At 44.0% G+C, this 24,348-nt stretch carries 19 protein-coding genes; 14 read left to right on the forward strand and 5 right to left on the reverse strand.

Annotated features, from left to right (window positions below; translation table 11 throughout):
• Positions 1-446: 446 nt before the first annotated feature.
• Both JGK16_RS26565 and JGK16_RS26570 read right to left on the reverse strand, forming a co-directional pair.
• Positions 447-734, reverse strand: a complete 288-nt coding sequence (locus tag JGK16_RS26565; protein WP_293186632.1) for a hypothetical protein — start codon at positions 732-734, stop codon at positions 447-449.
• Positions 735-1,144: 410 nt separating this feature from the next.
• A complete protein-coding gene (locus JGK16_RS26570; protein WP_293186631.1) occupies positions 1,145-1,339 on the reverse strand; it encodes a hypothetical protein in 195 nt (64 codons plus the stop codon).
• 98 nt (positions 1,340-1,437) lie between these two features.
• Between JGK16_RS26570 and JGK16_RS26575 the strand changes: the two genes are divergently transcribed.
• From JGK16_RS26575 to JGK16_RS26600, 6 genes are all read left to right on the forward strand, one after another.
• Positions 1,438-1,929, forward strand: coding sequence for a DUF4168 domain-containing protein (locus JGK16_RS26575; RefSeq protein WP_293186630.1), 492 nt, complete (start codon positions 1,438-1,440; stop codon positions 1,927-1,929).
• Positions 1,930-2,185: 256 nt separating this feature from the next.
• Positions 2,186-2,623 (forward strand): urease accessory protein UreE, encoded by a 438-nt coding sequence (ureE, locus tag JGK16_RS26580; RefSeq protein ID WP_293193224.1) that lies wholly within the window; start codon positions 2,186-2,188, stop codon positions 2,621-2,623.
• Between the two features lie 234 nt (positions 2,624-2,857).
• Positions 2,858-3,571 (forward strand): urease accessory UreF family protein, encoded by a 714-nt coding sequence (locus JGK16_RS26585; RefSeq protein ID WP_293186627.1) that lies wholly within the window; start codon positions 2,858-2,860, stop codon positions 3,569-3,571.
• A gap of 313 nt (positions 3,572-3,884) precedes the next feature.
• On the forward strand, positions 3,885-4,481 hold the full coding sequence (ureG, locus tag JGK16_RS26590; RefSeq protein WP_293186625.1) for an urease accessory protein UreG: 597 nt from the start codon (positions 3,885-3,887) through the stop codon (positions 4,479-4,481).
• Positions 4,482-4,630: 149 nt separating this feature from the next.
• Positions 4,631-5,080, forward strand: a complete 450-nt coding sequence (locus JGK16_RS26595) for a type II toxin-antitoxin system antitoxin SocA domain-containing protein (protein WP_293186623.1) — start codon at positions 4,631-4,633, stop codon at positions 5,078-5,080.
• Positions 5,064-5,477, forward strand: coding sequence for a hypothetical protein (locus JGK16_RS26600; protein ID WP_293186621.1), 414 nt, complete (start codon positions 5,064-5,066; stop codon positions 5,475-5,477). Before JGK16_RS26595 ends, JGK16_RS26600 begins: the two co-directional genes overlap by 17 nt.
• A gap of 11 nt (positions 5,478-5,488) precedes the next feature.
• Here JGK16_RS26600 and murG read toward each other — a convergent pair whose 3' ends face one another.
• Complete coding sequence (gene murG / locus JGK16_RS26605; RefSeq protein WP_293193223.1) at positions 5,489-6,580, reverse strand: undecaprenyldiphospho-muramoylpentapeptide beta-N-acetylglucosaminyltransferase; 1,092 nt, start codon at positions 6,578-6,580, stop codon at positions 5,489-5,491.
• Positions 6,581-6,793: 213 nt separating this feature from the next.
• On the opposite strand from murG, the gene JGK16_RS26610 reads away from it, so the two are divergent.
• The 7 genes from JGK16_RS26610 to JGK16_RS26640 all read left to right on the forward strand — a co-directional run bounded on the left by JGK16_RS26610 (position 6,794) and on the right by JGK16_RS26640 (position 22,334).
• A complete protein-coding gene (locus JGK16_RS26610; RefSeq protein ID WP_293186617.1) occupies positions 6,794-7,732 on the forward strand; it encodes a nuclear transport factor 2 family protein in 939 nt (312 codons plus the stop codon).
• Positions 7,733-7,972: 240 nt separating this feature from the next.
• Positions 7,973-8,761, forward strand: coding sequence for an SDR family oxidoreductase (locus JGK16_RS26615; protein WP_293186615.1), 789 nt, complete (start codon positions 7,973-7,975; stop codon positions 8,759-8,761).
• 202 nt (positions 8,762-8,963) lie between these two features.
• On the forward strand, positions 8,964-9,986 hold the full coding sequence (locus JGK16_RS26620) for a calcium-binding protein (protein WP_293186613.1): 1,023 nt from the start codon (positions 8,964-8,966) through the stop codon (positions 9,984-9,986).
• A 1,046-nt stretch (positions 9,987-11,032) separates the two neighbouring features.
• A complete protein-coding gene (locus JGK16_RS26625; RefSeq protein WP_293193222.1) occupies positions 11,033-16,630 on the forward strand; it encodes a tetratricopeptide repeat protein in 5,598 nt (1,865 codons plus the stop codon).
• Between the two features lie 85 nt (positions 16,631-16,715).
• Positions 16,716-18,716, forward strand: a complete 2,001-nt coding sequence (locus JGK16_RS26630; protein WP_293186610.1) for a tetratricopeptide repeat protein — start codon at positions 16,716-16,718, stop codon at positions 18,714-18,716.
• Between the two features lie 592 nt (positions 18,717-19,308).
• A complete protein-coding gene (locus tag JGK16_RS26635) occupies positions 19,309-21,549 on the forward strand; it encodes a tetratricopeptide repeat protein (RefSeq protein ID WP_293186608.1) in 2,241 nt (746 codons plus the stop codon).
• 86 nt (positions 21,550-21,635) lie between these two features.
• Positions 21,636-22,334 carry a class I SAM-dependent methyltransferase gene (locus JGK16_RS26640; RefSeq protein ID WP_293193221.1) on the forward strand — a complete coding sequence of 233 codons (699 nt, stop codon included), beginning with the start codon at positions 21,636-21,638 and terminating at the stop codon, positions 22,332-22,334.
• A gap of 154 nt (positions 22,335-22,488) precedes the next feature.
• Here JGK16_RS26640 and JGK16_RS26645 read toward each other — a convergent pair whose 3' ends face one another.
• Positions 22,489-23,187, reverse strand: a complete 699-nt coding sequence (locus tag JGK16_RS26645; protein WP_293186605.1) for a methyltransferase domain-containing protein — start codon at positions 23,185-23,187, stop codon at positions 22,489-22,491.
• 384 nt (positions 23,188-23,571) lie between these two features.
• Between JGK16_RS26645 and JGK16_RS26650 the strand changes: the two genes are divergently transcribed.
• Complete coding sequence (locus JGK16_RS26650) at positions 23,572-23,889, forward strand: hypothetical protein (protein ID WP_293186604.1); 318 nt, start codon at positions 23,572-23,574, stop codon at positions 23,887-23,889.
• Positions 23,890-23,905: 16 nt separating this feature from the next.
• On the opposite strand, the gene JGK16_RS26655 is transcribed toward JGK16_RS26650, so the two are convergent.
• Entirely contained in the window at positions 23,906-24,154 is a 249-nt protein-coding gene (locus JGK16_RS26655) for a hypothetical protein (RefSeq protein ID WP_293193220.1), read from the reverse strand.
• Positions 24,155-24,348 lie beyond the last annotated feature (194 nt).

The following is a 24,348-nucleotide window of genomic DNA, read 5'->3' on the forward strand; positions in this document are numbered from 1 at the left end:
TCCGAATTTACGCCTGTGGACAAGTTGCGAGCCGACTCCCTTGGGTGAAGCAGGAAGCAGACCCTTCAAGAGCAATCTTGATTGAATAGTGAGACTTGAAAAAGTTTAGCTAAGTTTTGTGTAGCAGTAAATAGTAGCACCGCGCACATCGGTATGGCCCCCAGATAGGCAAGCACAACTCCACTGCTGCTCTGGGGGCTAATACTATTTTAGACTTGAGATTCTTCAGCTTCGCTCAGAACAAGTTTGAGATTTGAAATTCGGGATGATTTAGTCCGCGCAAAAACGGATAGTTGCGAACGACACTTCTGAGGATCGAACCCAAAATTTTAGACCTAACGACCGGCTTTTCGGTCAACGCTCCTGTTTAAGCTCCCAGATTAATCTGTAGATTGACATACTTCTTGGTGCCTTTCAGTAGCTTGGCTTCTCGAATTATCATGATTCTACTTTATCATAAAATATTTTAGATAAAACTTTTTAGCGACCAACTTCTTCAAGGTGGCTAAAGTCACCACCGCGTTCATCCCCACGCCTAAAGTCGGGGGCTTTCCGCTCGCTTTTCGGTAAAATCGACGTTGGTTCGGGTTCCGGTTCACTGAGTGCGCCTCTCCCAAGAGGGGATTTTCTCGATCGACAAATCCGCCTCTGCTTAACATTACATAAATGATTGAGTTGGCGATCGCATTCGCCCTTGCCAGAAACCGGGTTTTCAGCCCAAATATTTGGTTCAAATCCTTAAGATAGCGAAAAAACTGGTTTCTTTAGTCCCTTGGCGTTAGTCCTATGCTTGAAAGAATTGATGAGTGCGATCGATCCTAAATTTAACACCCTCAAAAGAATGCAATTGTAGGCCAGTGAGCCAAACCCCGATCAGTCATTCCCGAATCTCAAATCTCAAATCTCAAATCTCAAATTGTCTGACTTACCAGAAAGAATTGGTTTAAAGCCGGAACCCTTGTAGGGAGGAATTAAAATCAGACTATTCATTACTCCAATCCTCTTCCTTCGAGGTAGAGGTCGCTGTCACAGGTCAACTGTCAACTGTCAACTGAATGAAAGCCGATCGCACCTGAATTTGACTGATTAATGTGAGGAGTTTGTCAAGGACTTTTAGAATTATTTAAGATTTGAGCGGTGAGTATTATTTGGTAGAGGCAATTGGGGAACGCTCTGTAATGAAAAATACCCTGTGAATTTGGCGATCGGTTAACTTATTAAAGATGTTACAATCGGTCAAAGGATGGAAATTGCTAAAAAGTCGTGAAGCGTAGCTATCCCGATCGTGAATCGCCCTAGCAACCAACAAATCTAGAGTGCTGGAATTAAAAATTGTCACTCAAGGACAGGAACTTTTTGGCCACCACATTATTCTCATAGATTGAGCCTCAGTGCGCTGTGTCATTTTTATCTCCACGCAAGCAATAACCGACGACCATGAACACCTCACTCAACACCTCTAAATTTCGCCTAAACCGGATGCTGCGGCAATCGCTGTTCGCAGGCATCATTTCCGCAGCAGCTTTGGCTAGCGGATGGGCCCCTGACTTGTACGCAAAATCTCCAAGCCTTGTTTTCGGAGCGGCGGCCCAAGCTCAAGAAATTAGCAACGCCGAAATTACTAGCTACGCTCGCTCTGTCTTGGGAATCGAACCCAGACGGGAGGAAGCTATGAAGGAAATTAAAGGAATGGCTGGTGGCTCGGTTCCCAGAATAGTCTGCAACGAAACTCAGGGAATTAACAGCCTATCTGGAGGTATGCGCGGCGTGGCAGTGAATTATTGCCAACAAGCTAAAAAAATTATCGAAACCAATGGCTTGACAGTTAGTCGCTTCAATCAGCTCACTTTGCTCCAGCAACGCGATCCGGCTGTCAAACAACGAATTCAAGCCGAATTGCTGCGGTTGCAACAAGCGGGAAATCAATAAATATAGATGGTTTTAGTCTTTCTTCCTCTCCCGTTCTATAGTTTGAGTTACTGCACGGTATGCAATCATTTTTGAGAAAATGGCGATCGTCTGTAAAGAAGTGCTTGACAAAATAACCAATATTTGGTATGCAAGAATGGGAGCGGTTTAGAAAGAGATATTTTGGGCGACTACTTGCGATCGCAATTGGAAATAAAAAAGATATTCCTCAAAAACTAGATGTGAAGTCAATTCCTTTGAGGAATAGAATAGAGAAATGCTAACTTTCACAAAACGTTTACCTGCAAATCCCGATGCTGTTGTCAGCTTTAGTTTGCCGATGACAGCGGACGATCGCACTCGCAGCCGCCACCGATTCGAGACGGAGGCTGGAGAAGTGCTACACTTGGCTTTGCCTAGAGGTACGGTGTTGCGCGATCGAGATTTATTGCAGTCCGAAGACGGTAGCTGTTTGGTACTGGTAAGTGCAAAACCCGAACCGGTACTTACCACAAGGGCCTCGACAGGGCTGCTGCTGATGCGGGCGGCTTATCATTTGGGAAACCGCCACGTAGCTTTAGAAGTTGCTGATAATTATTTAAGGCTTTCTCGTGATTCTGTTTTGCAGGGAATGCTGGAAAAAATGGGTTTGGAAGTAATAGAGGAAATTGTGCCGTTTCAGCCGGAAATCGGCGCTTACGCGCACAGTCATTAGGAATGGGGAATGGGGAATGGGGAATGGGGCATGGGGAATTGGGCATGGGGCATGGGGCATGGGGCATGGGGCATTTCAAGCAACAAATAACAAATAACAAATAACAAATAACAAATAACAAATAACAAATAACAAATAACAAATAACAAATAACAAATAACAAATAACAAATAACAAATATAACAAATAACAAATAACAAATAACAAATAACAAATAACAAATAACAAATAACAGTGAACAATCAACTTTTATGTTTGTTGCAGTTAGCTTTTGCACCTGTGGGAGCTTATAGTTATTCTGAGGGAATCGAGAGTCTGGTAGAAGCTGGTGCGATCGACAGCGAGAGCAGTTTGAGGAATTGGTTGGAAAATTCGCTGGAATTTGGGGCGGTGCGAGTAGAAGCGGCTGTGGCGGTACGGGCTTTGAGGGCGGCGAAGATTGGGGATTTGAGGGCTTTGAGTTATTGGAATGCTTGGGCGACTGCTGCTAAGGAAACTGAAGAGTTGCGCTTGCAAAGTTGGCAAATGGGGCGGACTTTGACGCGGTTGTTGCTGGATTTGCGTGAAGCGAAGCTATCCCGCAGGGAATCGCCCGTACCTTCTGGATTGACAACTATTGTAAAAGATTTGGTGGAAGTTGGTGGCAATCAGTGCAATTTTGCGATCGGCTTTGGGATAGCGGCGGCTTGCTGGCAGATTGAAGAGGAAGCGGCCGTGGTAGGATATTTGTACAGTTGGGCTGCAAATTTAGCGAGTGCGGGCGTGAAACTGATTCCTCTCGGTCAAACTGCGGGCCAACAGTTACTATTAGATTTGCAGTGTCAAATTAGTTTAACGGCGCAAGAAGTTTTACAATTAGAAGATGATGACCTCGGTAGTTGCAGTTGGGGATTGGGACTGGCTAGCATGGCGCATGAAACTCAGTACACTCGCTTGTTTCGCAGTTGAAATTTCAAATTACAAGGTATGTAGTTGCGCTTCAGCGCTCTTCTCTTATATCTGATGAAAGAGCGCTTTCATCCAAGGTATGTAGTTGCGCTTCAGCGCTCTTCTCTTATATCTGATGAAAGAGCGCTTTCATCCAAGGTACGTAGTTGCGCTTCAGCGCTCTTCTCTTATATCTGATGAAAGAGTGCTTTCATCCAAGGTACGTAGTTGCGCTTCAGCGCTCTTCTCTTATATCTGATGAAAGAGCGCTTAAGCGCAACAACGTACCTAAAAAGCCGTCCAAGATTGCTAAAATCTAAAATCTAAAATTGCTATGAGTGCTTTTCGTGTAGGAATTGCTGGCCCGGTTGGTTCGGGAAAAACTGCTTTACTGGATGCTTTGTGTAAGACGCTGCGCCAACAGTACCAGATTGCTGTGGTGACTAATGATATCTATACTCAGGAGGATGCACAGTTTTTGGTTCGGAGTCAAGCTTTGGAGAGCGATCGCATTTTGGGAGTAGAAACTGGAGGCTGTCCCCACACTGCTATCCGCGAAGATGCTTCGATCAATTTGGTAGCTATAGAAGAGTTAGAATACAAATTTACTAATTTAGATTTAGTGTTTGTCGAAAGCGGCGGCGACAATTTGGCGGCAACTTTTAGCCCGGAGTTGGTGGATTTGACAATTTACGTGATTGATGTGGCTGCGGGGGATAAAATTCCGCGCAAGGGCGGGCCGGGAATTACTAAGTCGGATTTATTGGTAATTAATAAAACAGATCTCGCGCCTTTTGTGGGAGCAGATTTGGGCGTGATGGAACGGGATGCTAAAAAGATGCGCGGGGAGAAGCCTTTTGTGTTTACTAACCTGAAGACAAAAGAAGGCTTAGAATCGGTAGTTAATTTTGTTAAATTGAATATGGCATAGATTGAGAAAATATAGTATAATGTAAGTAAACTCCCACGGCTCGCAATTCCCCGTGAAAACGTCTCCAGACAAATATAGTCTGGTTGAGTCGCGGGAGTGTCAAAAAAATCTCGTTCTAGTTTAGCCCTTTAATGACTAGCAAGTAAGTTATGCTGAGTTGTTATGATGCAGCCAAATACTTTTTGGCTCAGGCAAGTGAAGATGCTGGCGATCTGATATCTAATCTCAAGCTTCAGAAATTGGTTTACTATGCTCAAGGCTTTCATTTAGCTTTGTACGATGAACCGCTATTTCCTGAAGCCATAGAAGCATGGACTCACGGGCCCGTTGTTCCTGATTTGTACCGTCACTATAAAAAGTATGGTACTGGTGCAATTCCATGTCCAGAATATATAAACTTTTCGATTTACGACGAAGAAACTAAGAGCCTGCTTGATGAAGTTTACTCTGTGTTTGGGCAGTTTGCTGCATGGAAGTTAAGCAACATGACACACGAAGAATATCCCTGGAAACTTGCTGCTCAAAATAGCGGAAAAATTACTCATCAATCCCTGAAAAAATACTTCAAGACTCAACTCAATTGTGAAGAAGCATCTTAAGGCAAATCAACGCCAAGAAAAAGGGAAAAGGATTTCATCTAGAGAAATTGTTGATTTACCGCCAGAGCAGCAGTCGCCTGTATTTTCTTTGCAGTACATGAATAAAGATTACTCTCTTGCTCAATGTACAAAAGATGAAAAGGCAGCTTTTGCAGATACGCTATACAAGTTAAGTCAGCTTACCTGGAGTCAAATTAATGCTTCTCCCCGTCACGGATCTGGCTATGAGAAGATTGCCCAAAGTTCTATTAGAGCGGCTATTCCTAGCCATCTTAAGGATGATGTAAATTTTATTGCTTTTCGGTTTTGCGGGATGGCTCCGATGGTTGGTTATCGAGATGGGGCTGTGCTTTATATTATTTGGCTGGATAGAGACTTTACACTTTACCCTCATTAAAAATATCTCGTTCAATTAGCAGCGCTGTCAAATTTTCGGTATCGAGTCAACAATTCTCTGACTAAATTTGCCAAACGTTCCGTACTGTCTGTCACCGCTAATTGAAGAGCAGCTTGAGACATTTTTGCCAAATATTCGGAATCTTTTAACAAATATAAGACTTTGCTTTGCAATACCTCTGCTGTCAGTTCGCTTTGACGGAATACCACGGCGGCGCCTGCTGCGGCAAATACTTCGGCGTTAAATCTTTGGTGGTCGTCTGCGGCGTGGGGGAAAGGAATTAAAATAGAAGGTATTCCTGTTACTGCTAATTCTGTTAGAGCACTGGCGCCCGATCGACTAATTGCTATATCTGCTCGCTGTAACAAACCCGCTACATTATCATAAAATGGCATCGACAGATACTGTTCGTGCTTCAAGCTTTCAGCATCCGGGTCATTATTTCCGGTGAGGTGAACTACCCACGCACCCGCCTCAAACCAAGCCGGAGCACATTCGCGCACTAATTTATTGACGGCGACGGCACCTTGGGAGCCACCCATTACTAAAATTACAGGTACGCTGTCAGGAATTGGTAACTTTAGAGGTTCGCGAGTTAGGAATTGCGATCGCACTGGCGTACCCGCAACCACCGTTTTCGCGCGGGGTAAATGCTTTGCCGCTGCTTCAAATCCGATCGCCACAGCAGTACAAAAAGGACTAAACCACCGCGTCACCTTCCCAGGAATTGCATTAGATTCGTGGAGAATCACCGGCAAACCCAAAGAGCGAGCCGCCAAAATAGCCGGTGCTGCGATGTAACCGCCGGTAGTAAATACTCCCTGAAAATTTCCCGCTTTGAGCAACTTCCGTACCTGAAGGATCGAGCCGAGGAGTCCGCCCAAAATTCGCAGTGTACCGAGTCCAAATCGCTGCTGAAAGCCTTCAACGGCGATCGTATGGAGGGGGTAAAGGGAGGGAACTAATTGCGTCTCCATGCGGTCTGGCACTCCCAGCCATTCGATCTGACAGTCGCTCAACTGACGAGCTGTGGCGATCGCCGGAAATAGATGTCCTCCCGTGCCGCTAGCTGCAACCAACAACCGCAGGGGGGTTTTTGTCAAGGTATTTGTTTCTTTTACAAGTTCCACAGGTCGATCGATTTTAGATTAGAGGTTTTAGATTATTATGCTTATTATTCCGGCAGTTTCAGCTAATTTTCAATCAGCAATCTAAAATGAGATTGTGCCGTATCTCTCCTTCCGTTGTCAGTTTTTCGTTGCAGGCGAACCGTTGCCCGCGCCGCGACCCCTGACAAATAACCAAAGTATCATCTAATGCGTAATTTTTTGAATTTAGTGCCAAGTGTATCTCAGTATTTTGCCAGCAGTCGGCACGAAAAAGCCGATCCTCTTCGTTGGCGTAGCCCCCGTAGGGGCGGGCTGCGCCAACGCGCGATCGTGTTTGGCTGCTTCGGCGGCCAGTCGATCGCTCAAATGTTGTTATGTTTAGCAGTTGTAGGTGCTGGCGTATTGCACCCGAGTGCGGTAAGCGCGATCGCGGCAACTCCCCAGGCGATCGCCCAAACCCCTGCCAATGCTCCAGCCCCACTCACCAAACTGCTAACAGAAATAGACGCAGCCGCCAACCGGCGCGATGTCAAAGCAGTCATGGCATTTTACAGCCAGAATTTCACTCATTCTGACGGCTTAAACAGCCAAAGCATGGAAAAAGCCCTCACCCAACTCTGGCAGCGATATCCGAATTTGAATTATCGCACCGAACTGAAGTCTTGGAAAACCGAAGGTAACGCAATTATCGCTGATACCGTAACTACAATTGCAGGCACCCAGAAACAGGATGGCAGAGAATTAAACCTCAAAGCTACCATCCGTTCTCAGCAGCGCTTTGAGGGTGAAAAAATAGTTAAGCAAGAAATTTTAGCAGAACAAAATCAGATTACTTCTGGTAAAAATCCTCCCAAACTTCAAGTAAATGTGCCGGAGCAAGTCAAGGTGGGCGAAGAGTACAATTTTGATGCCATTGTACTAGAGCCGATCGGCAATGACATTTTAATCGGAACTATTTTGGAGGAGCCCGTTAACGAAAAAACTTTTTTCAAGTCCGCAGAAGTCGATCTGGATTTGCTGAATTCCGGCGGGATTTTTAAAGTAGGTAAAGCTCCGGCTACTCCTGAAAATCGCTGGATTTCAGCAGTTTTGATGCGACAAGGCGGAATTGCAATGGTTAGCGTGCGATTGCGGGTTGTTAAATAATAAAATAGGTGTTATGGGGAATTGGGCATCGGGCATCGGGCATCGGGCATCGGGCATTGGAATCAGAACCTGGAAGCTTATCGATCGCAAATAACCAATAACAACTGCTAACAGTCAACTATCAACTGACAACTGACAACTGTCAACTGTCAACTGACAACTGACAACTGTCAACTATCAACTGACAACTGCTAACAGTCAACTGTCAACTGTCAACTGTCAACTGTCAACTGACAAAAAATGATTTCTATCCAAAATCAAATTGTTTTCATTACCGGTGCCAGTAGCGGTATCGGAGCAGCCTGTGGCAAGATATTCGCCACAGGTGGAGCCAAACTAATTTTAGCAGCCCGCCGCCGGGAAAAGCTCGATCGCCTTGCCAAAGAACTTGCAGACACAAAATTAGTCTCCTCAGCGAACGAGATTTACTTGCTAGAATTGGACGTGCGCGATCGCCCGCAAGTCGAATCGGCGATCGCTGCACTGCCCGACGCCTGGAAAAACATCGATATTCTGATTAACAATGCGGGATTGAGCCGCGGTTTAGACAAACTGCACGAAGGCAACTTTCAAGATTGGGAAGAAATGATTGATACCAATGTGAAAGGCTTGCTGTACATGACTCGCTACATCGTGCCTGGAATGGTCAGCCGAGGCCGCGGCCACGTAGTCAATATCGGCTCAATAGCAGGCCGTCAAGCTTACCCGAAAGGTAATGTTTATTGCGCTTCCAAAGCAGCGGTGAGAGCTATTTCTGAAGGATTGAAACAAGACCTTTTGGGAACACCAGTGCGGGTGACGGAAATAGAACCTGGTTTGGTGGAAACAGAATTTAGCAATGTCCGGTTTCACGGCGATTCAGACAAGGCAAAAAATGTCTATCAAGGACTGACACCCTTGACTGCTGAGGATGTAGCGGATGTCGTGTATTTCTGCACGACGCGATCGCCCCACGTCAATATTAGCGAAGTCTTGCTAGTTCCGACAGACCAAGCTAGTGCAACTCTAGTTCATAGAAAAGAGTTTTGAGTTTTTAATGAAAGACGTATGGATAGTTAAATAGTTCCCGGTTTCATCTGTATTTTTCAAGAGAAAAAAATCCAATAAATCATTGGATTTTTTTGAGTGATTTCATATACAACCATTCCGGACATCAGGATTTTAGCCAGTAAAATTCACAAGAGATATGAAGACTCCCGATAGATATCCCCCCTATGCGAGATGACTGGCAATGTCCCAAATAACAAATCCAACTCAACCCCTAAGCGTTCAACCTAACGCTATTGGCGGTTTAATTATTCAAGGCTCGCCCGATATACCAAACAGGATTAACGGTAGTAGCGGTTCGGATCAAATCATTCTAGGTTCTGGTAACGATGAAGTAGCAGCTCTAGGTGGCAATGACATCATATTTGCTCTAGACGGCAATGACACCGTAAGAGGTGGCGACGGCAATGATACTGTCTTCGCCGGTAAAGGCGATGATTTAATCGAGGGCGGTGCTGGCGAAGACGTTCTTTTTGGCAATCAAGGAGCCGATACCATCCGCAGTGGAGAAGGCAATGATACTGTTTTTGGAGGTAAAGGTGATGATTTGATAGACGGTGGCAGTGGCGATGACTTCCTGTTTGGCGACCTCGGCAACGACAACATTTTCGGCGGTGACGGGAACGACAACCTTTTCGGCGGTGAGGGCAATGACTACCTTATCGGTGGTGAAGGAAATGATACTTTGTTCGGCGGTAAAGGCGATGATGTGGTTGAGGGAGGCCCTGGAGATGACTTTGTAAATGGCAATTTAGGAAATGACACCGTTAGGGGCGGCGAAGGAAACGATATTTTGTTTGGCGGCAAAGGCAATGACATCGTAGAAGGCGGTGCCGGCAACGATATTATTTCTGGCAACAGAGGAAATGATACCCTCACAGGTGGTGCAGGAGCAGATACATTCCGCTTCGAGTTTGTCGGTGCCGATAATATGGATACGCTGACAGATTTCAATCCTACAGAAGATAAAATTCAACTCGATGGAGCTGTATTTAATGCTTTGATACCGGGCAATCTAGTTGGCAACCAATTTATTACAGACCCCAATTTCAATCCCAACACTCCTGGGACTCCGGGCGCGGCTAATGTCGTCTACAACCCGGCTGACGGTTTGCTGTACTACCGCAATCAAAACGGACAAGTTTCGATTGTTGCCCAAGTCGGTTCTAACCTGAATCTTGGGTCAAACAACTTTGAAATTATCTAAATTTCAACCCTATGTAGGGTATATCTACCATTGACATATAACTTTTATCAAAAAGATTAGATACTCATGCGGATAGGGCATTGGGCATTGGGCATTGGGCATTGGGCATTGGGCATTGGGCATTAAGATACCTCACTTTTTTTAGAACCGCTATAGATTTGAGATTTGAGATCTTAGATTGGGGGATTGGGTGCATCTCACTTTGGGAAATATGTTTGTAGGGGCGAAGCATGACCGTAGTCAATATGGGATTATAACTAATAACTTATATGCGGTCATGCTTCGCCCTCTTCAAAAACCAGATGCACCCGGGGGATTGATTGGTCAATACTTCTTTCTGATAATTACTTAGATTTGATATTTGAGATTTTATTAGACTTGAGAATTGAGAGTTGGGATTTTATTATATTTTTAAATTACCTGTACATATAAATCTAGTGGGAGAACAAGAGTCTATTTTTTTTGATTCAACTCTGACGCTCCTGTGGGAAAGCAAGTATTTATTTTTTGCTATGATTTTTTTTAAACTGATAACAAACAAGAAAATTCATTATATATAGCACTAACTCTTGCCAATCTTTTTGATGTGGATTATATATAGAGAAGGTACGGTGTATCGCCTGAAAAATAGAGCGTAAATTCTGATTAACAACAAGCCTTGTTACTGTTACTCAGATCTGTCACAACTTACGTACTGCTGCCCAAAAAACTGAATACTTTACTGATTCGAGGTAGGCAACGAAGTAGTTGAGTGAAAATACCTGGTTTCAGATACCATTGTCTCAAAATCATACAACTGTAGGTTAGGGAGTATCCAAACCGATATCAATCAACGCTCCCCCATCGAAAATCCCAAATAGAACATAGTAAGACGATCCGTGCTTCATTCAGTTGACAGTTGACAGTTGACAGTTGACAGTTGACAGTTGACAGCGGCCTCTTCCGGTCAGTCCGAGGATTGGAGTAATGAATAGTCTGATTTGAATTTCTCCCGATCGGGGTTCCGGCTTTAAACCAATTCTTTCTGGTAAGTCCTAATCAGTGTGATGTCAGTTATGACTAGCGGCCACAATTTACATTTTAAAATCAGTAATTTAACTGCGATCGCCACCGAAGCGATCGCACAAAATACCAATTTAGATGTCAGAACTCTTTACAAGACTGGCACTGCTTTCCAACAGCAAGGAAAAATAGCAGCAGCAATTGACAGTTACCAGCAAGCGATATCCTGCTGGAAACAAAGCTCCGATCGAGCAGTTTTACCCTGGGCTGTCAAAGCATACAGCAATTGGGGCTGCATTCTGGCGCAGGAAGGCAAATTTGATGAAGCAATGGCAGTTTTTCAAACGGGAATAGCTGTTGCGCCCGATGATGCTGCTCTGTACCATAATTTAGGTATTGTGCTGTTGGAAGTGCGGAAACCCCAGGAAGCGATCGCCCTTTACCGCCGCGCGATCGAGTTGCAGCCAGAGTTAGTTATTGCCCGTTACAATTTGGGAAAAGCCTTCCAACAGTTGGGGCTGCATACTTTTGCCGGAGAATGTTTCGATCGGGTAATCAGCCAAAATCCCGATCGAGTGGCGGCTTGGGGCGATCGGGCTATTTCCCTGATCGCACAAGGCAAATTAGCTGAGGCAATGCTATGTTTTCAAAATGCGATCGCTCTCCAAAGCGAGTTTGTTGAGGGTTTTTGCCACCACGTAGAGATGCGGTTGACGGAGGTAGCAGATCTCAATGAACTCGATCGCTCTCAAATAGCCTGTGTCCGATTTCTCAGGCAACTTCAAGAAAAAAACGGCTCTAATTCTGCCATTTCTAGTCTTGCTCAAAATCCGCTGAATTTGTCATCATTGCTCCTCAATTTAGCAGAAACTTACTTTCATCTGGGAAATGCCTTGGCTGAGTACGGCGGGCACGAACAAGCGGAACAATATTACCAAAAAGCTTTACAAATTCAACCTCAGAATGCGGATATTTACTTGCGACTGGCTGATTGCTTGAGTCAGCAGCAACGATTTTCGGCAGCGATTGTAATTTACCGTCTAGTGCTGGCAATTGCGGGCGATCGATCTGATATTTGCGAGCCGTTGCAGGCTGTATTGAAACAACAGCAGAAGTTGCAGCAACTGACTCGCCTTTCCCCCAGTCTAGATCCCCCTAAATCCCCCTTAAAAAGGGGGACTTTGAAAGCGCTTCCGGTTCCCCCCTTAAGAAGGGGGGCTAGGGGGGATCGAGATCTAAAGGTCGATCGCCCAGATGATTCCCCTGCAAAAATCCCTGTCGCACCTCAATCCTTCGGACACCCCAGACTTACCATTTTGGGAGATATTGAAAACTCCCAATTTGAGAGTTCCTTACCCTCCATTGTTAACTGGAACCAACAGCAGAAATCCGAATGTCATGGTTTAGATTGTCAGCGGTGTCTCAGGCGGATTTTCAAACAGTTTGAACCCGTGCATTTAGGTGATGGCGTATATTCTTGCGACGGCCAGGCAAAAACAGCGTTTGATTCGCCGGAAACCTTTGTAACTTCCCTCCCCAACGGGCGGGCTTGGATTGTACCGCAGAAAAATTCTTGGATGATTTGCAATGCTATTGCGATTATAGATGAACAAGATCGGCTGTTACCCGAACTTTCCCGCGAATATCCGGGCGAGTTACCCGGATGCGACAATCAACATTCTACTCAGCACAGGTTTTTGAAGTTAAAACCGGAAGAATTGCCGCCTTTAGAAAAGATAGACGGTACGGTGGCGGTATTGGCCGGACTTTCGGGAAATGTCTATTTTCACTGGATGGTAGATATCTTGCCCCGCATCGAAATTCTGCATCGTTGGGGTATAAATCTGGAAGAGATAGATTGGTTTTTGGTGAATAGCTGCCAGCAGCCTTTTCAGCGAGAAACCCTGAAAGCATTGGGAATTCCTGAATATAAGATTATTGAGAGCGATCGCCATCCTTACATTCAAGCCAAACATTTAATTGTTCCCTCTTTTTCAGGATATTTGGGCTGGCTGTCACCCCAGGGGCTGGAGTTTTTGAGGCGAGTTTTTGCAGGAGAACAATCTCCTAAACTCCCAGAAAGTTGCGCTGGGGAGAGCAAAAATACTCAGCCAGAACGCATTTATATCAGCCGCAACAAATGTAGCTACCGACGAGTTATCAATGAAGAACAAGTCATCGATTTTTTAAGCGGATTTGGCTTTGTTCCAGTGCTACTAGAATCTATGACTTTGAACGAGCAAATAGCTTTATTTGCTAGTGCCAAAGTAATTGTCGCGCCGCACGGCAGCGGTTTAACAAATATTATCTTCTGTTCTCCCGGAACAAAGGTAATTGAGCTGACCTCTGGGAATTATATCAGGCATTACTATTGGGCGATCGGTCAGCAGCTAAATCTCGAACATTATTACGTAACAGGAGAGAACTTTGAGTGCTATCCAATCCGACAGTTAATGTATCAAAATCCATTAACTGAAGATATTTTGGTGAATTTGAAGGATCTCAAAATAATGCTGGGCAATGTCAATGTCATTCCCTCAAAAAAACCACTAAATTTAATATCGCGAGAAAACCCTAAAAGAACCATCAAAATCATGAACCAAGAATCAGGCGATTATTTCCAAAAGCGGGCAGAGTTTTATTTAAAACAAGGCAAGTTAGCTGATGCTATAGCGGCTTGCGAGCAAGCCCTGAAACAACAACCTAATTTTGCGCCAGCTTACAAGACTTTGGGCAAAATTAGTGCGGCACAAGGAAATTCAGCTAAGGCAAAGCATTGGTACACAAAAGCTCTGGAATTTCAGCCCAATTTTGCGGAAGTTTATACTGACCTTGCCGCTCTGTATGGCGCAGAAAAAAATTGGGAAATGGCTTTAGCTTGTCACCAAAAGTCAACCTCCCTACCGATGACAAATATGCCAACCCATCAGAATGACATCCCAGAAATTTTAGGTTTCAATCCTGACGATATTGAAGTCTACATTCAAGGTGCAGAATCGTTTTATGCTCTCAGAAAATTTGAGCAGGCTGCGACAGCTTGCCAGCGAGTTATCCAAGTTAAACCAGATGCGAGGGTTTATAAAATTTGGGGTAATGCTAGGCAAGCTCAAGGTAAGGTAGAGGAAGCGAAAAACTGCTACGCTAAGGCTATTGAACTCGATCCTGATTTTGCTGAAGCTTATACTAATTTAGGGACGATTTATGCTCAGGAACAGCAGTGGCAATCGGCGATCGCATTTTACCAAAAGGCGATCGCCCTTCAGCCGAATTTAGCATCAACTTACCGCAATTTAGCTCGGGTGTGGGCGCAAATGGGGCAGCTATCGGAGGCTGACGGGTGCTGGTTTAAAGCGTATTCTCTGGAACCTGCCAAAGCCACGCCTGAAGAACACATCCAATTGGGCGATAACTTTTTGAGGCAGAATCAGGTAACGCAGGCAATACGCTGTTACTGCCACGCGATCGAGCTAAACCCCAATTTTAACCAGGCTTACCAACAGTTAGGCAATGCTCTCAAAGCTCAAAGAAAGTTGCAGGAAGAAGTTGCTAACTATCGAAAAAGTAGTGAAGATCGCGCTAATCTTTCTGAGGATTTGTTGAATACAGTAGTCGTGGGTACTAACCCAAAAGCTGAGTTACCTCAGAATCTCCAAACATCTACTTTGCAGGCAAATATTCCAGCTAATTTATTGCAACTAGATTCGACAAGTTCTGCTGAAAAGCCTCGCGTACAGTTGCAGCAACAGCAAACAATTCCTGCTGTACCGGAACTGTTAAATACGATCGCCAATTCGGCAAATTCTGCACCCGCTGTTCCCAACTCGGCTGATGTTTCGCCCCAGGTGACTGTTGTTGACAGCGGTTTTGCGACAGATTTTCGGAAACAGGATACGGCTGATAACTGCATTCAGCGGGCAGAATCCTATTGCGCTCAAAAACAATTCGATCTGGCTATTGCTGAGTGCAAGCAAGCCATTGAGATTCAACCCGATGCGGTGGCTGCTTACAAACTGTGGGGCAGTATTTTGCAAGGGCGGGGGAATTTAGTAGGGGCGATCGAGTGCTATCAAACAGTTGTCAAAATTAATTCTAGCGACGTGCAAGCCCACGTAAATCTCGGCAGTTTGTATGCCATGAAACAACAGCGACAGCAGGCAATTGCTTGTTACCAAAAGGCGATCGCCCTCCAGCCGAATTTAGCAGCAGCTTACCGGAATTTGGCTAGGGTGTGGACGCAGGATGGCAAGCTGGAAGAGGCGAATGAGTGCTGGTACGAAGCGTTTTCTCTGGAACCGGAAAAGGTATCGCCCAATCACCACTTTAAACTGGGAAATATTTTGTTTCGGCAAGGCAAAATCTCTCAGGCGATCGCCTGTTACCAGCGCGCGATCGAGTTAAATCCGAACTTGAATGGTGTTTACCAAAATCTGGCGAAAGCGCTGACAAAAGAAGGCAGGTTGGATGAAGCTGCTGTCTGCTTGCAAAAAGCGGTGGCACTTAACGGCAACTATTCACTATCTAGTAAAGCAGTGGATTCTGTTCCCGCCACGACACGGGTAAGCGCCTATCAAAACAGTCGCCAAACTGCGGTGGAAACTGGGGATACCATTGTTTCTTCGGTACAGATAAATAATCCTGCAAAGTCTGCGGAAACTCTCAGATTGTCTGCAAAGGCGATCGACTCAGACAAACCTGTGGCAGTTGCCAATTCTCTCAGTGCAGAAGCATACATCAAACAGGCAGAATCTTATTACGCCCAGGGTAAATTTGATGAGGCGATAACTGAGTGCAAGCGAGCCATTGAAATCACACCTGAGGCGGCAATTGCTTACAAGATTGCGGGGAATGCTACTCAAGCAATGGGAAAAGTTGATGCTGCTAGGTATTGGTACACTGAAGCCTTGGAAATTGAACCCAATTTTGCTGAAATTCATGCAAATTTAGGCAGCATCTACGCTCGTCAAAAACTGTGGCAAAAGTCAATTATTTGTTATAAAAAAGCAATTGAAATTAAACCAGATCTCGTAGTGGCTTACCGGAATTTAGCTCAAGTTTTTGTGCAGTCTGGCTTTCCACAAGTAGGGGCAGAATACTGGTATGAAGCTCTCACTTTAGATATCAAGTGGGCAACTGCTGAGGAACACTTTACTCTGGGCAATACTTTGCTACAGTTCGGTCAGTTGGAGAAGGCAATTTCCTGTTACCGGCGGGCAATTCAGTTGCAGCCGAGTTATGCGGATGCTTATCACAATTTAGGGGAAGTTTTGAGCGTTCGGGGTGAGTGGGAAGATGCGATCGCAGTTTACCAGCAAGCGATCGAACTGAACCCATATTATGAGGGGTCTCATTACAGTTTGGGGAAAGTTTGGGCTAGTCTCGATCGGCGGGAAGACGCGATCGCCTGTTATCGGACGGCGATCGAATTAAATCCCCACTTTGCTCAAGCATATCAAAGTTTGGGGGAAGTTTTAGATAGTCGCGGTCAGTTGGATGAGGCGATCGGGTGTTATGAAAAAACCATTGAATTGAAACCTGATATCTGGGAACTTCACCAAAAATTAGGTGATGCTTTGCAAGAAAAAGGCGAAATTGATGGAGCGATTCACGCTTACAACCGCGCGATAGAACTGGCAAATAATTAGTTATCTATTTTCCGGATACTGATTCAGGAAACAGAATAATAAATCACAAGGATTTGACTGTATCAATTTTTAGCAGGTATAGGATATGAACAGCGAAACCAATAATATCATAGAATTTCCTCTTAATAACAATTCCGATTCATTCCTCGCGCGCCAACCAATTGACAATTTGTTGAATCCGCAATCTTTGGTTTTAAAAAGAATCTACTTAGAAGGTGACGAACAAGATAGGAAGAAAGTGCGCGATTCCTATAGCATAGTCAATGCTAGCTTTAGCCATGCTAAACCTCACTACAGTTTAGGAAAAGTTTTTGCCAAAAAAGGAGAGTGGGATAAGGCTATTTCGTCCTACCGTCAAGCCTTAGATTTGACATCTGATTCAGCGGAAATTTACCAGAGTTTGGGAGATGCTCTTGTTAAAAAGAGCGAGTTAGATGAAGCTGTCATAATTTATCAAAAAGCTATCGAAATTCAGCCTTCTCTGTGGGAAGTCCACCACAATTTGGGGGATGTTTTGCAAGTACAAGGAAGATTAGATGAGGCTGTTGCTGCGTATCGTCGGGCGATCGCCTTTAACCCCGATTTTTCTTGGTCGCACAATAATTTAGGGGATGTGCTGATTAAGCAGGAGATGTGGGAAGAGGCAGCCCAAGCGTATAAAAGTGCGATCGGGCTAAATCCAGGCTTCCATTGGTCTCACTATAACTTGGCGGATGCTTTAGTGCAGTTGGAGAGGTGGGAAGAGGCGATCGCCACTTATCGGTGTGCAATTAATTTAAAATCGGATCTGCCTTGCGTGCAAGAAAAGTTAGCAGATGCGCTGAAAAATCACAGTCCGCTGTCAGCCAAAGAAGCTATTAGTTGTTACAGTCAAGCTATTGAGGAAAATCCAGATAATATCAAAGTCTATCACAAGGCTTTGGAAGTTAATCCAAAAGACCCGAAACTCTATTTAGGTTTGGGTAATGCTCTCGCAAGACAGGACAATAGAGATGGAGCGATCGTATTTTATCAGATGGGGCTACAGTTCAAGCCTGGTGACTTTGAACTTTCTTTGCAGTTATCCAAAGCCTTGATAAATATCAAGGATGGATTTGAGGATGCGGCAATAGAGTCGCAAGCCGAGACGATCGACTTTTATAGCAAGCAGAGGGCAAATTATGTCAACTCCTCAAAAATGCTGTTACCAGTTCAATTCTCGCCGATCTCAAAATCTATACGATATCAAGTTGATATTGTTGTCTGCGTTCATAATGCTTTAGAGGATGTGAAAGAGTGTTTAACCTCTATTGTCCGACACACCAAGGTTGACTATCGCTTGCTCATCGTAGATGATGGCTCTCAACCAGAAACCAGAGATTTTATTCAGGCGTGGGTTAAAGATGTTTCGCAAGCAATTGTTTTGAGAAATGAGACGGCTCGCGGTTATACCAAAGCAGCTAATATCGGTATGCGGGCCAGTACGGGTGACTATATAATTTTGTTGAATAGCGACACAATTGTCACTCCTGGCTGGATAGAAAAATTAGTTGACTGTGCTAATTCACGAAAAGATATTGGCATAGTCGGGCCTCTGTCAAATTGTGCATCTTGGCAATCGATTCCTGAAATATTTGACAATAAGGGGGGCTGGATGATTAACAGCGTTCCTGATGGATTTTCACTGGAGACTTTTAGTGAATTAGTAGAAAATGTTTCGGAAAAGGCATTTCCTAATGTGAATTTTGTTAATGGCTTCTGCTACATGATTAAGAGAGCAGTGCTTGAGGCAATTGGGTGGCTGGATGAAGAGAGTTTTCCCTACGGGTATGGGGAAGAGAATGATTTTTCAATTCGAGCTAAGAAAGCTGGGTTTAAACTAGCGATCGCTGACAATGCCTATGTCTATCACTCTAAGTCTAAAAGTTTTGGACACGAACGCCGTCAAGAGCTTTCTAAACAAGGTTCTACAGCGTTTAAACAGAAGCATCCCGATATTAATGTCAAAGCTTTGACTGAGGAAATCAAGAACAATCAAACTCTCGATCGTTTACGCCTCAAGCTCCGCGAACATATCATATCAAATCCGGCAGCATCGGTATTATGAGAGTGCGAGCGTCTCGCTCGCGGCATAGATCGCGGCATAGATCGCACTGATAAACTGTTCTGCATTTAAATTGGATATCAAAAAAAATCAGACTCTTGTGGGGTGTCCCGCCCGCCCTGAATATACAATTTAAATGTGCGATAGCTTATCATCCAAATATATTATTCCGAGGGAGCATCCCGATTGTGCAAACATATCCGCAAGGGCGAAGCATTCGCGCCTGTATCCTATCGACTATATGAGAGATTTTTAGCGCGAATGCTTCGCCCCTACAAAAACGGGATGCTCTCTATTCCGATGCAGCCGGAAATGATATTAGTCATTAGTTAGCAGTCATTAGGGGTGCATCTCAATGCAAGCGAATATATCCGTAGGGGCGAAGCATGACCGCAGAAAATAGGAGGTTATAACTAATAATTTATATGCGGTCATGCTTCGCCCTCTTCAAAAACCAGATGCACCTGTCATTAGTCAGCAGTGATTAGTCATTAGTTACTGATTATTGGGAAATATTAAAAAATAACACATAACAACTGTCAACTGTCAACTGTCAACTATCAACTGTCAACTATCAACTGAAAATAGGGTTTATATGTCAGAAAAAGTCGATCTAGAAAAGGCAGAAAATCATTTCCAAACTGGCCAAAAACTTGAACGGGAAGGGAAATTAGAAGAAGCGATCGCTATTTACGCTCAAGCTATTCAAGCCAACCCAAATAACTCTGAGTTTCACCGCAGTTTAGGAGAGGTTTTGCAACGGCTGGGGCGACATTCTGAAGCGATCGCCAGCTACCGTAAAGCTATAGAGCTGCAACCGAAGTTTTCTAAAGCTTACCACAACCTAGGAAATGCCCTGAGCCAAATGAAGCAGTGGTCTGAAGCGATCGCCTCTTACCGTCAGGCGATCGAACTCAAACCCAACCTCCCCACAGCTTACTACCGTTTAGGGGAAGCTTTGCAACAACTTGGAGAAATGGAAGAAGCGATTGTCGCTTACCGTCAAGCTATTGAACTCAACCCAAATAACCCTGACTTTCACCACAGTTTAGGGGAATTTTGGCGGCAACAAGGGAAATATCAGGAAGCGATCGCCTGTTACCGTCAAGCTATTGAGCTGCAACCGAAGTTTTTTAAAGCTTACCATAACTTAGGAAATGCTCTGGGTCAACTGAAGCAATGGTCTGAAGCGATCGCCTCTTACCGTCAGGCGATCGAACTTAACCCAAATATTCCTGAGTTGCAATTCAGCTTAGGAGAGCTTTTGCAGCAACAAGGGAGACATTCCGAGGCTATCCCTTGTTACCGTAAAGCTATAGAGCTGCAACCGAAGTTTTCTAAAGCTTACCACAACCTAGGAAATGCTCTAGGTCAAATGAAGCAGTGGTCTGAAGCGATCGCCTCTTACCGTCAGGCGATCGAACTCAAACCCAACCTCCCCACTGCTTGCTATCGTTTGGGCGAAGCTTTGCAACAACTTGGACAGATAGATGAGGCGATCGCCAGTTACCGTAAAGCTATTGAACTGAAACCCGATTCTTCGGCCAAATTTTACTACAATTTAGGAGAACTTCTCAGCCAAAGACAGCAGTGGGAAGAGGCAATTAGCTGTTACAGTCAAGCATTCGAGCTTGACCCAAACTTTTCGCCAGCCTATTACAAATTAAGGCAAGCCTTAGCCCAAAACGGTCAGCCCGATCCACAAGACAAAACAGTTTCCTACGAGCGATCTGCTGTCAAGTTAAATGTCAATCATGAATTTCCCAAAATTTTGTTTATTCTCCCCGTCAAAGGCGGTGGAGGAGGCGCTCATTCAGTAGTGCAAGAATCCTTAGCACTTTATCGCTCTGGGATTCCTATCAAAATAGCCGTCAATCAGTCTAACTTTACTGACTTTTTAAATGGTTACAAAGAAATTCCCGAAATTGGTGAAATTGCAGCTTCTTATCAAACTTTAACTGAGTTCAAAAAATTAGCTCAAGATTTCTCTGTAGTCTGTGCTACTACTTACAGTTCAGTAAAAATCCTGGAAGCGTTAGTTAGAGAAAATCCCCAGATATTGCCAGCTTACTACATACAAGATTACGAACCATTATTTTCTTACATAGATACTCCAGAATGGGAAGAAGCGCGACAATCCTATGGACTGATTCCCCATGCTATCCAGTTTGCTAAAACTCAGTGGTTGTGCGAGATTGTTAATCGCAATCATGCTGTTAAAGTCCACAAAGTAGAAGCCAGCATCGACCATCAAGTTTACTCCCCCGATCTGAAGAGTGAAAACTCTCGTATAGAGATTTCTATGATGGTAAGATTCACCACGGCCAGACGCGCTCCCCGTCGTACATTAGCTGTCGCTAAAATTTTATCAGATTTGTTTCCAAATCAAGTACATTTTACTATCTTTGGCTCTGACCGGAGTCTGATTGAATCTGCTGGGATACCGATTCCAGAAAATACTACGATTTTTCCTCATCTGAGTCGCTCCGAAGTCGCGGCCCTGCTGCGAAACTCAGATATATTTCTAGATCTTTCTGATTTCCAGGCTTTTGGCCGTACAGCTATAGAAGCAATGGCTTCTGGCTGCATTCCAGTTGTCCCCGATAAAGGAGGAACAGATGAATTTGCGATCGCTGACTTTAACTCCGTAGTCGTTGACACCACATCGATTGAGGATTGTGTCAAGGGAATTGGTAAGCTCATTCAAGCCGATCGCAATGTCTTATTGCAACTCAAGTTAAATGCTATTGAAACAGCGGCTAGATATTCACCAAAACGTGCTGCTTTTAGCATTTACAATCTTTTCTGCAATGAGCTACTTCAACTTGCTTCATAGATAGATATTTTTAGGAGTTTCAAGTAAGTATTATGTTAGACCCTGTTCTTCAAAGACGATATCTCAATAAAGTTCAGCTCCAACTAATGACCAGAAAGCGATGGGCTTACCTACGCTATCTTCAGATGCGTGAAGGATTAATCGAAGCCTTAAAAACGGCAGAAATCAAATCCTTTCTCAGCGTTGGCTGTGGAGCTGGATTAACGGAGGTAGCTCTCGCTCTAGAATTTCCTGCAATTGAGTTTTACCTCACGGATATTGATACTAAAGCCAATATTCAACAGCGATTAGGGATGCGGATGGCCACCGAATGGGTGATTGAAAATGTCAAATGTGACACTTACGATACTTTGACTCCCTCATCAGAATCCTACGATCTAGTAGCCTCGATTGAAGTCCTAGAACATATCGAGGCTGACAAAAAAGCAGCGATTAATATGCGTGCAGCATCACGGAAGTATGTATTTGCACTTGTTCCATTTGCCAGTCATGAAACTAACCTCAATAAAAAAATGAGAGAAAGTGTCTGGAAAAATCACCAGCATTATCGCGTCGGCTACAATGCTGATAGCATCCAGGAAATTTTCCCAGATATTACAATTTTACGTGGGTGTTACTGGAACGATGCTGGTATTAAACTGCGCCAAAAACTTGAACACTTGTCTGATGAAGAAATCCGGGCTTTATTGCCACATTTAACTCAGCTAGCTAAAACAGATATTCGTAACAGTATCCCTGGCGCTGATGGAAATTGTCATGGAATGTGGATTTTGTCAAAAGTCTGAATTATATCTTTTGACAGTTGACAGTTGACGGTTGACTGTTGACTGTTGATAGTTTACAGCATTTGACAAATTAGGTACGTAGTTGCGCTTCAGCGCTCTTTCCTGATATTAGCTAAGAGCGCTGAAGCGCAACTACGTACCTTTGCTCAGTCGCTCAAGAAAAAGTGAGACCTTTTTGATAAATCAAATGTTTGTATGGGAGATTGCGAACATCGGATACACTTACATTATTAGACAACCAAATAATGCCAACAACTTCTCGATAAACTGGTTGGTTGAATTCCACTATTGGTTTTACTTCATGTTTTTCTTGTTCCCAATGCTGTTGGTTTTTGAGTGACGATAACGGGTGAATAGTTGTATCTTGAGAAGAGTTGACCAAGACTCTCCCATAAATTTCATAGTTGGGAACATTGAGTTCTTCAAGAATGTTCTTTACCTGTTGGGCTTGGAGATGTAAAGTATGACCTGTCCAGTCAGACCAATAAAATTTTAGTCCTAAAGATTTTAAGTAGTCATCGGCATCAAAAAAAGGCCCTTTAATAAAAACGAATTTTCTAGAAATTCGGATAGCATTTTTTATGGCTTCTTTGGCATAATCTAATTTAGGTAAATGCTCCAAAGTATGGTTGAGAATTGTAAAATCCACGCAACCATCAGGGAGATCGAGATTGCAAAAATCTCCTTTGATGGCATCATATCCAGCAGCTTTGGCTGATGCTACCTTCTTCGGATCGAGATCGATGCCAAATCCCTTACGCCCTTTGAGTATGTTGATTCCAAATTGAATTGAGCTACCGTTAGAACAGCCAAAGTCTGCAAAATCAAAACTTGTAATATCGAACTCACTCATAATTCTCTTCCAATCAAAATCAAATGTATTGCAACTAGAGATAATTAATTAATACATGATTTTGGTAAGGGTTTCAGGAAAATAGATGTGGTTCTGCGAAGAGAATAGATGCGTTATGCGAGATGTGGCAGTGCATCTGGTTTTGGAAGAGGGCGAAGCATGACCGCATATAAGTTATTAGTTATCATCTCATATTGACTGCGGTCATGCTTCGCCCCTACGGATATCTTCGCTTGCATTGAGATGCACCCGATGTAGCAGTGCAATTTGCCTTTTTTTATATACCGCAAACTTCCAATCTACATCCTTCCCTGATTCAATCCGGATTAAATAGGAAACTTCAGAACAAATAACTATTAACGAACATATCCCCAATAGTACGGTATGCCTAGTCCAAAACCATTGATAACTCGTCCACAGCGTTTAGGTTCATCTAGAACCTACTACAAATTTCAAGGAAAACCTTACAAGCATCTGGAAATAGAGATTAAATTAACTTCTTTAAAAACGATAGCTACTGCTATTTTGTTAGGGGTTCCTTATCTGGGGTTTATTTACGTGTTTTTTTCTGGAGGAGCAAAAGTTATAGCTGTTGGTTTGGTAGTAGTAGGTATCTTGATAGGGGGAACGATCGCACTTTTATACTACTTAAACAGACAAGAGCCTGTCAAACCGCCGACAAATCAAAACAAACGGCGGTAATACCCAGCCCCAAACTCTATTCTGGGGCTGACGCTAGCTCGATCGCTCCATCCGAAATACGATCGCCCCTCCCGACTGCGAAATTCAGATTTTGGGTATCATCAAGCGATCTGTTGAAAATTTTGATACAACTGTCCCGATTGCTACTGAATTCCCAGGAAAGTAGATTAGTAGATGCACCCTGATAATTAACTCCCGACCAATTTTGGCCGGGTTTTTTTTGAGCGATCGCACGCACAGCCGTAAATTCTGGCAAATTTCCCAAATTCTCCGGAAAAAGGTGTGGTGTTACCGGAGAGTAGATTAGTAGATGCACCCTGATAATTAACTCCCGACCAATTTTGGCCGGGTTTTTTTTGTCGATCGCACTTTATGAGCAAATTCTGGCAAATTTCCGAAACTATCCCGAAAGAGGTACGGTGCTACCGGAGACTAAATTAGTAGATGCACCCTGATTAA

It is taken from the genome of Microcoleus sp. PH2017_09_SFU_O_A, assembly GCF_020738625.1.
GTDB lineage: Bacteria > Cyanobacteriota > Cyanobacteriia > Cyanobacteriales > Microcoleaceae > Microcoleus.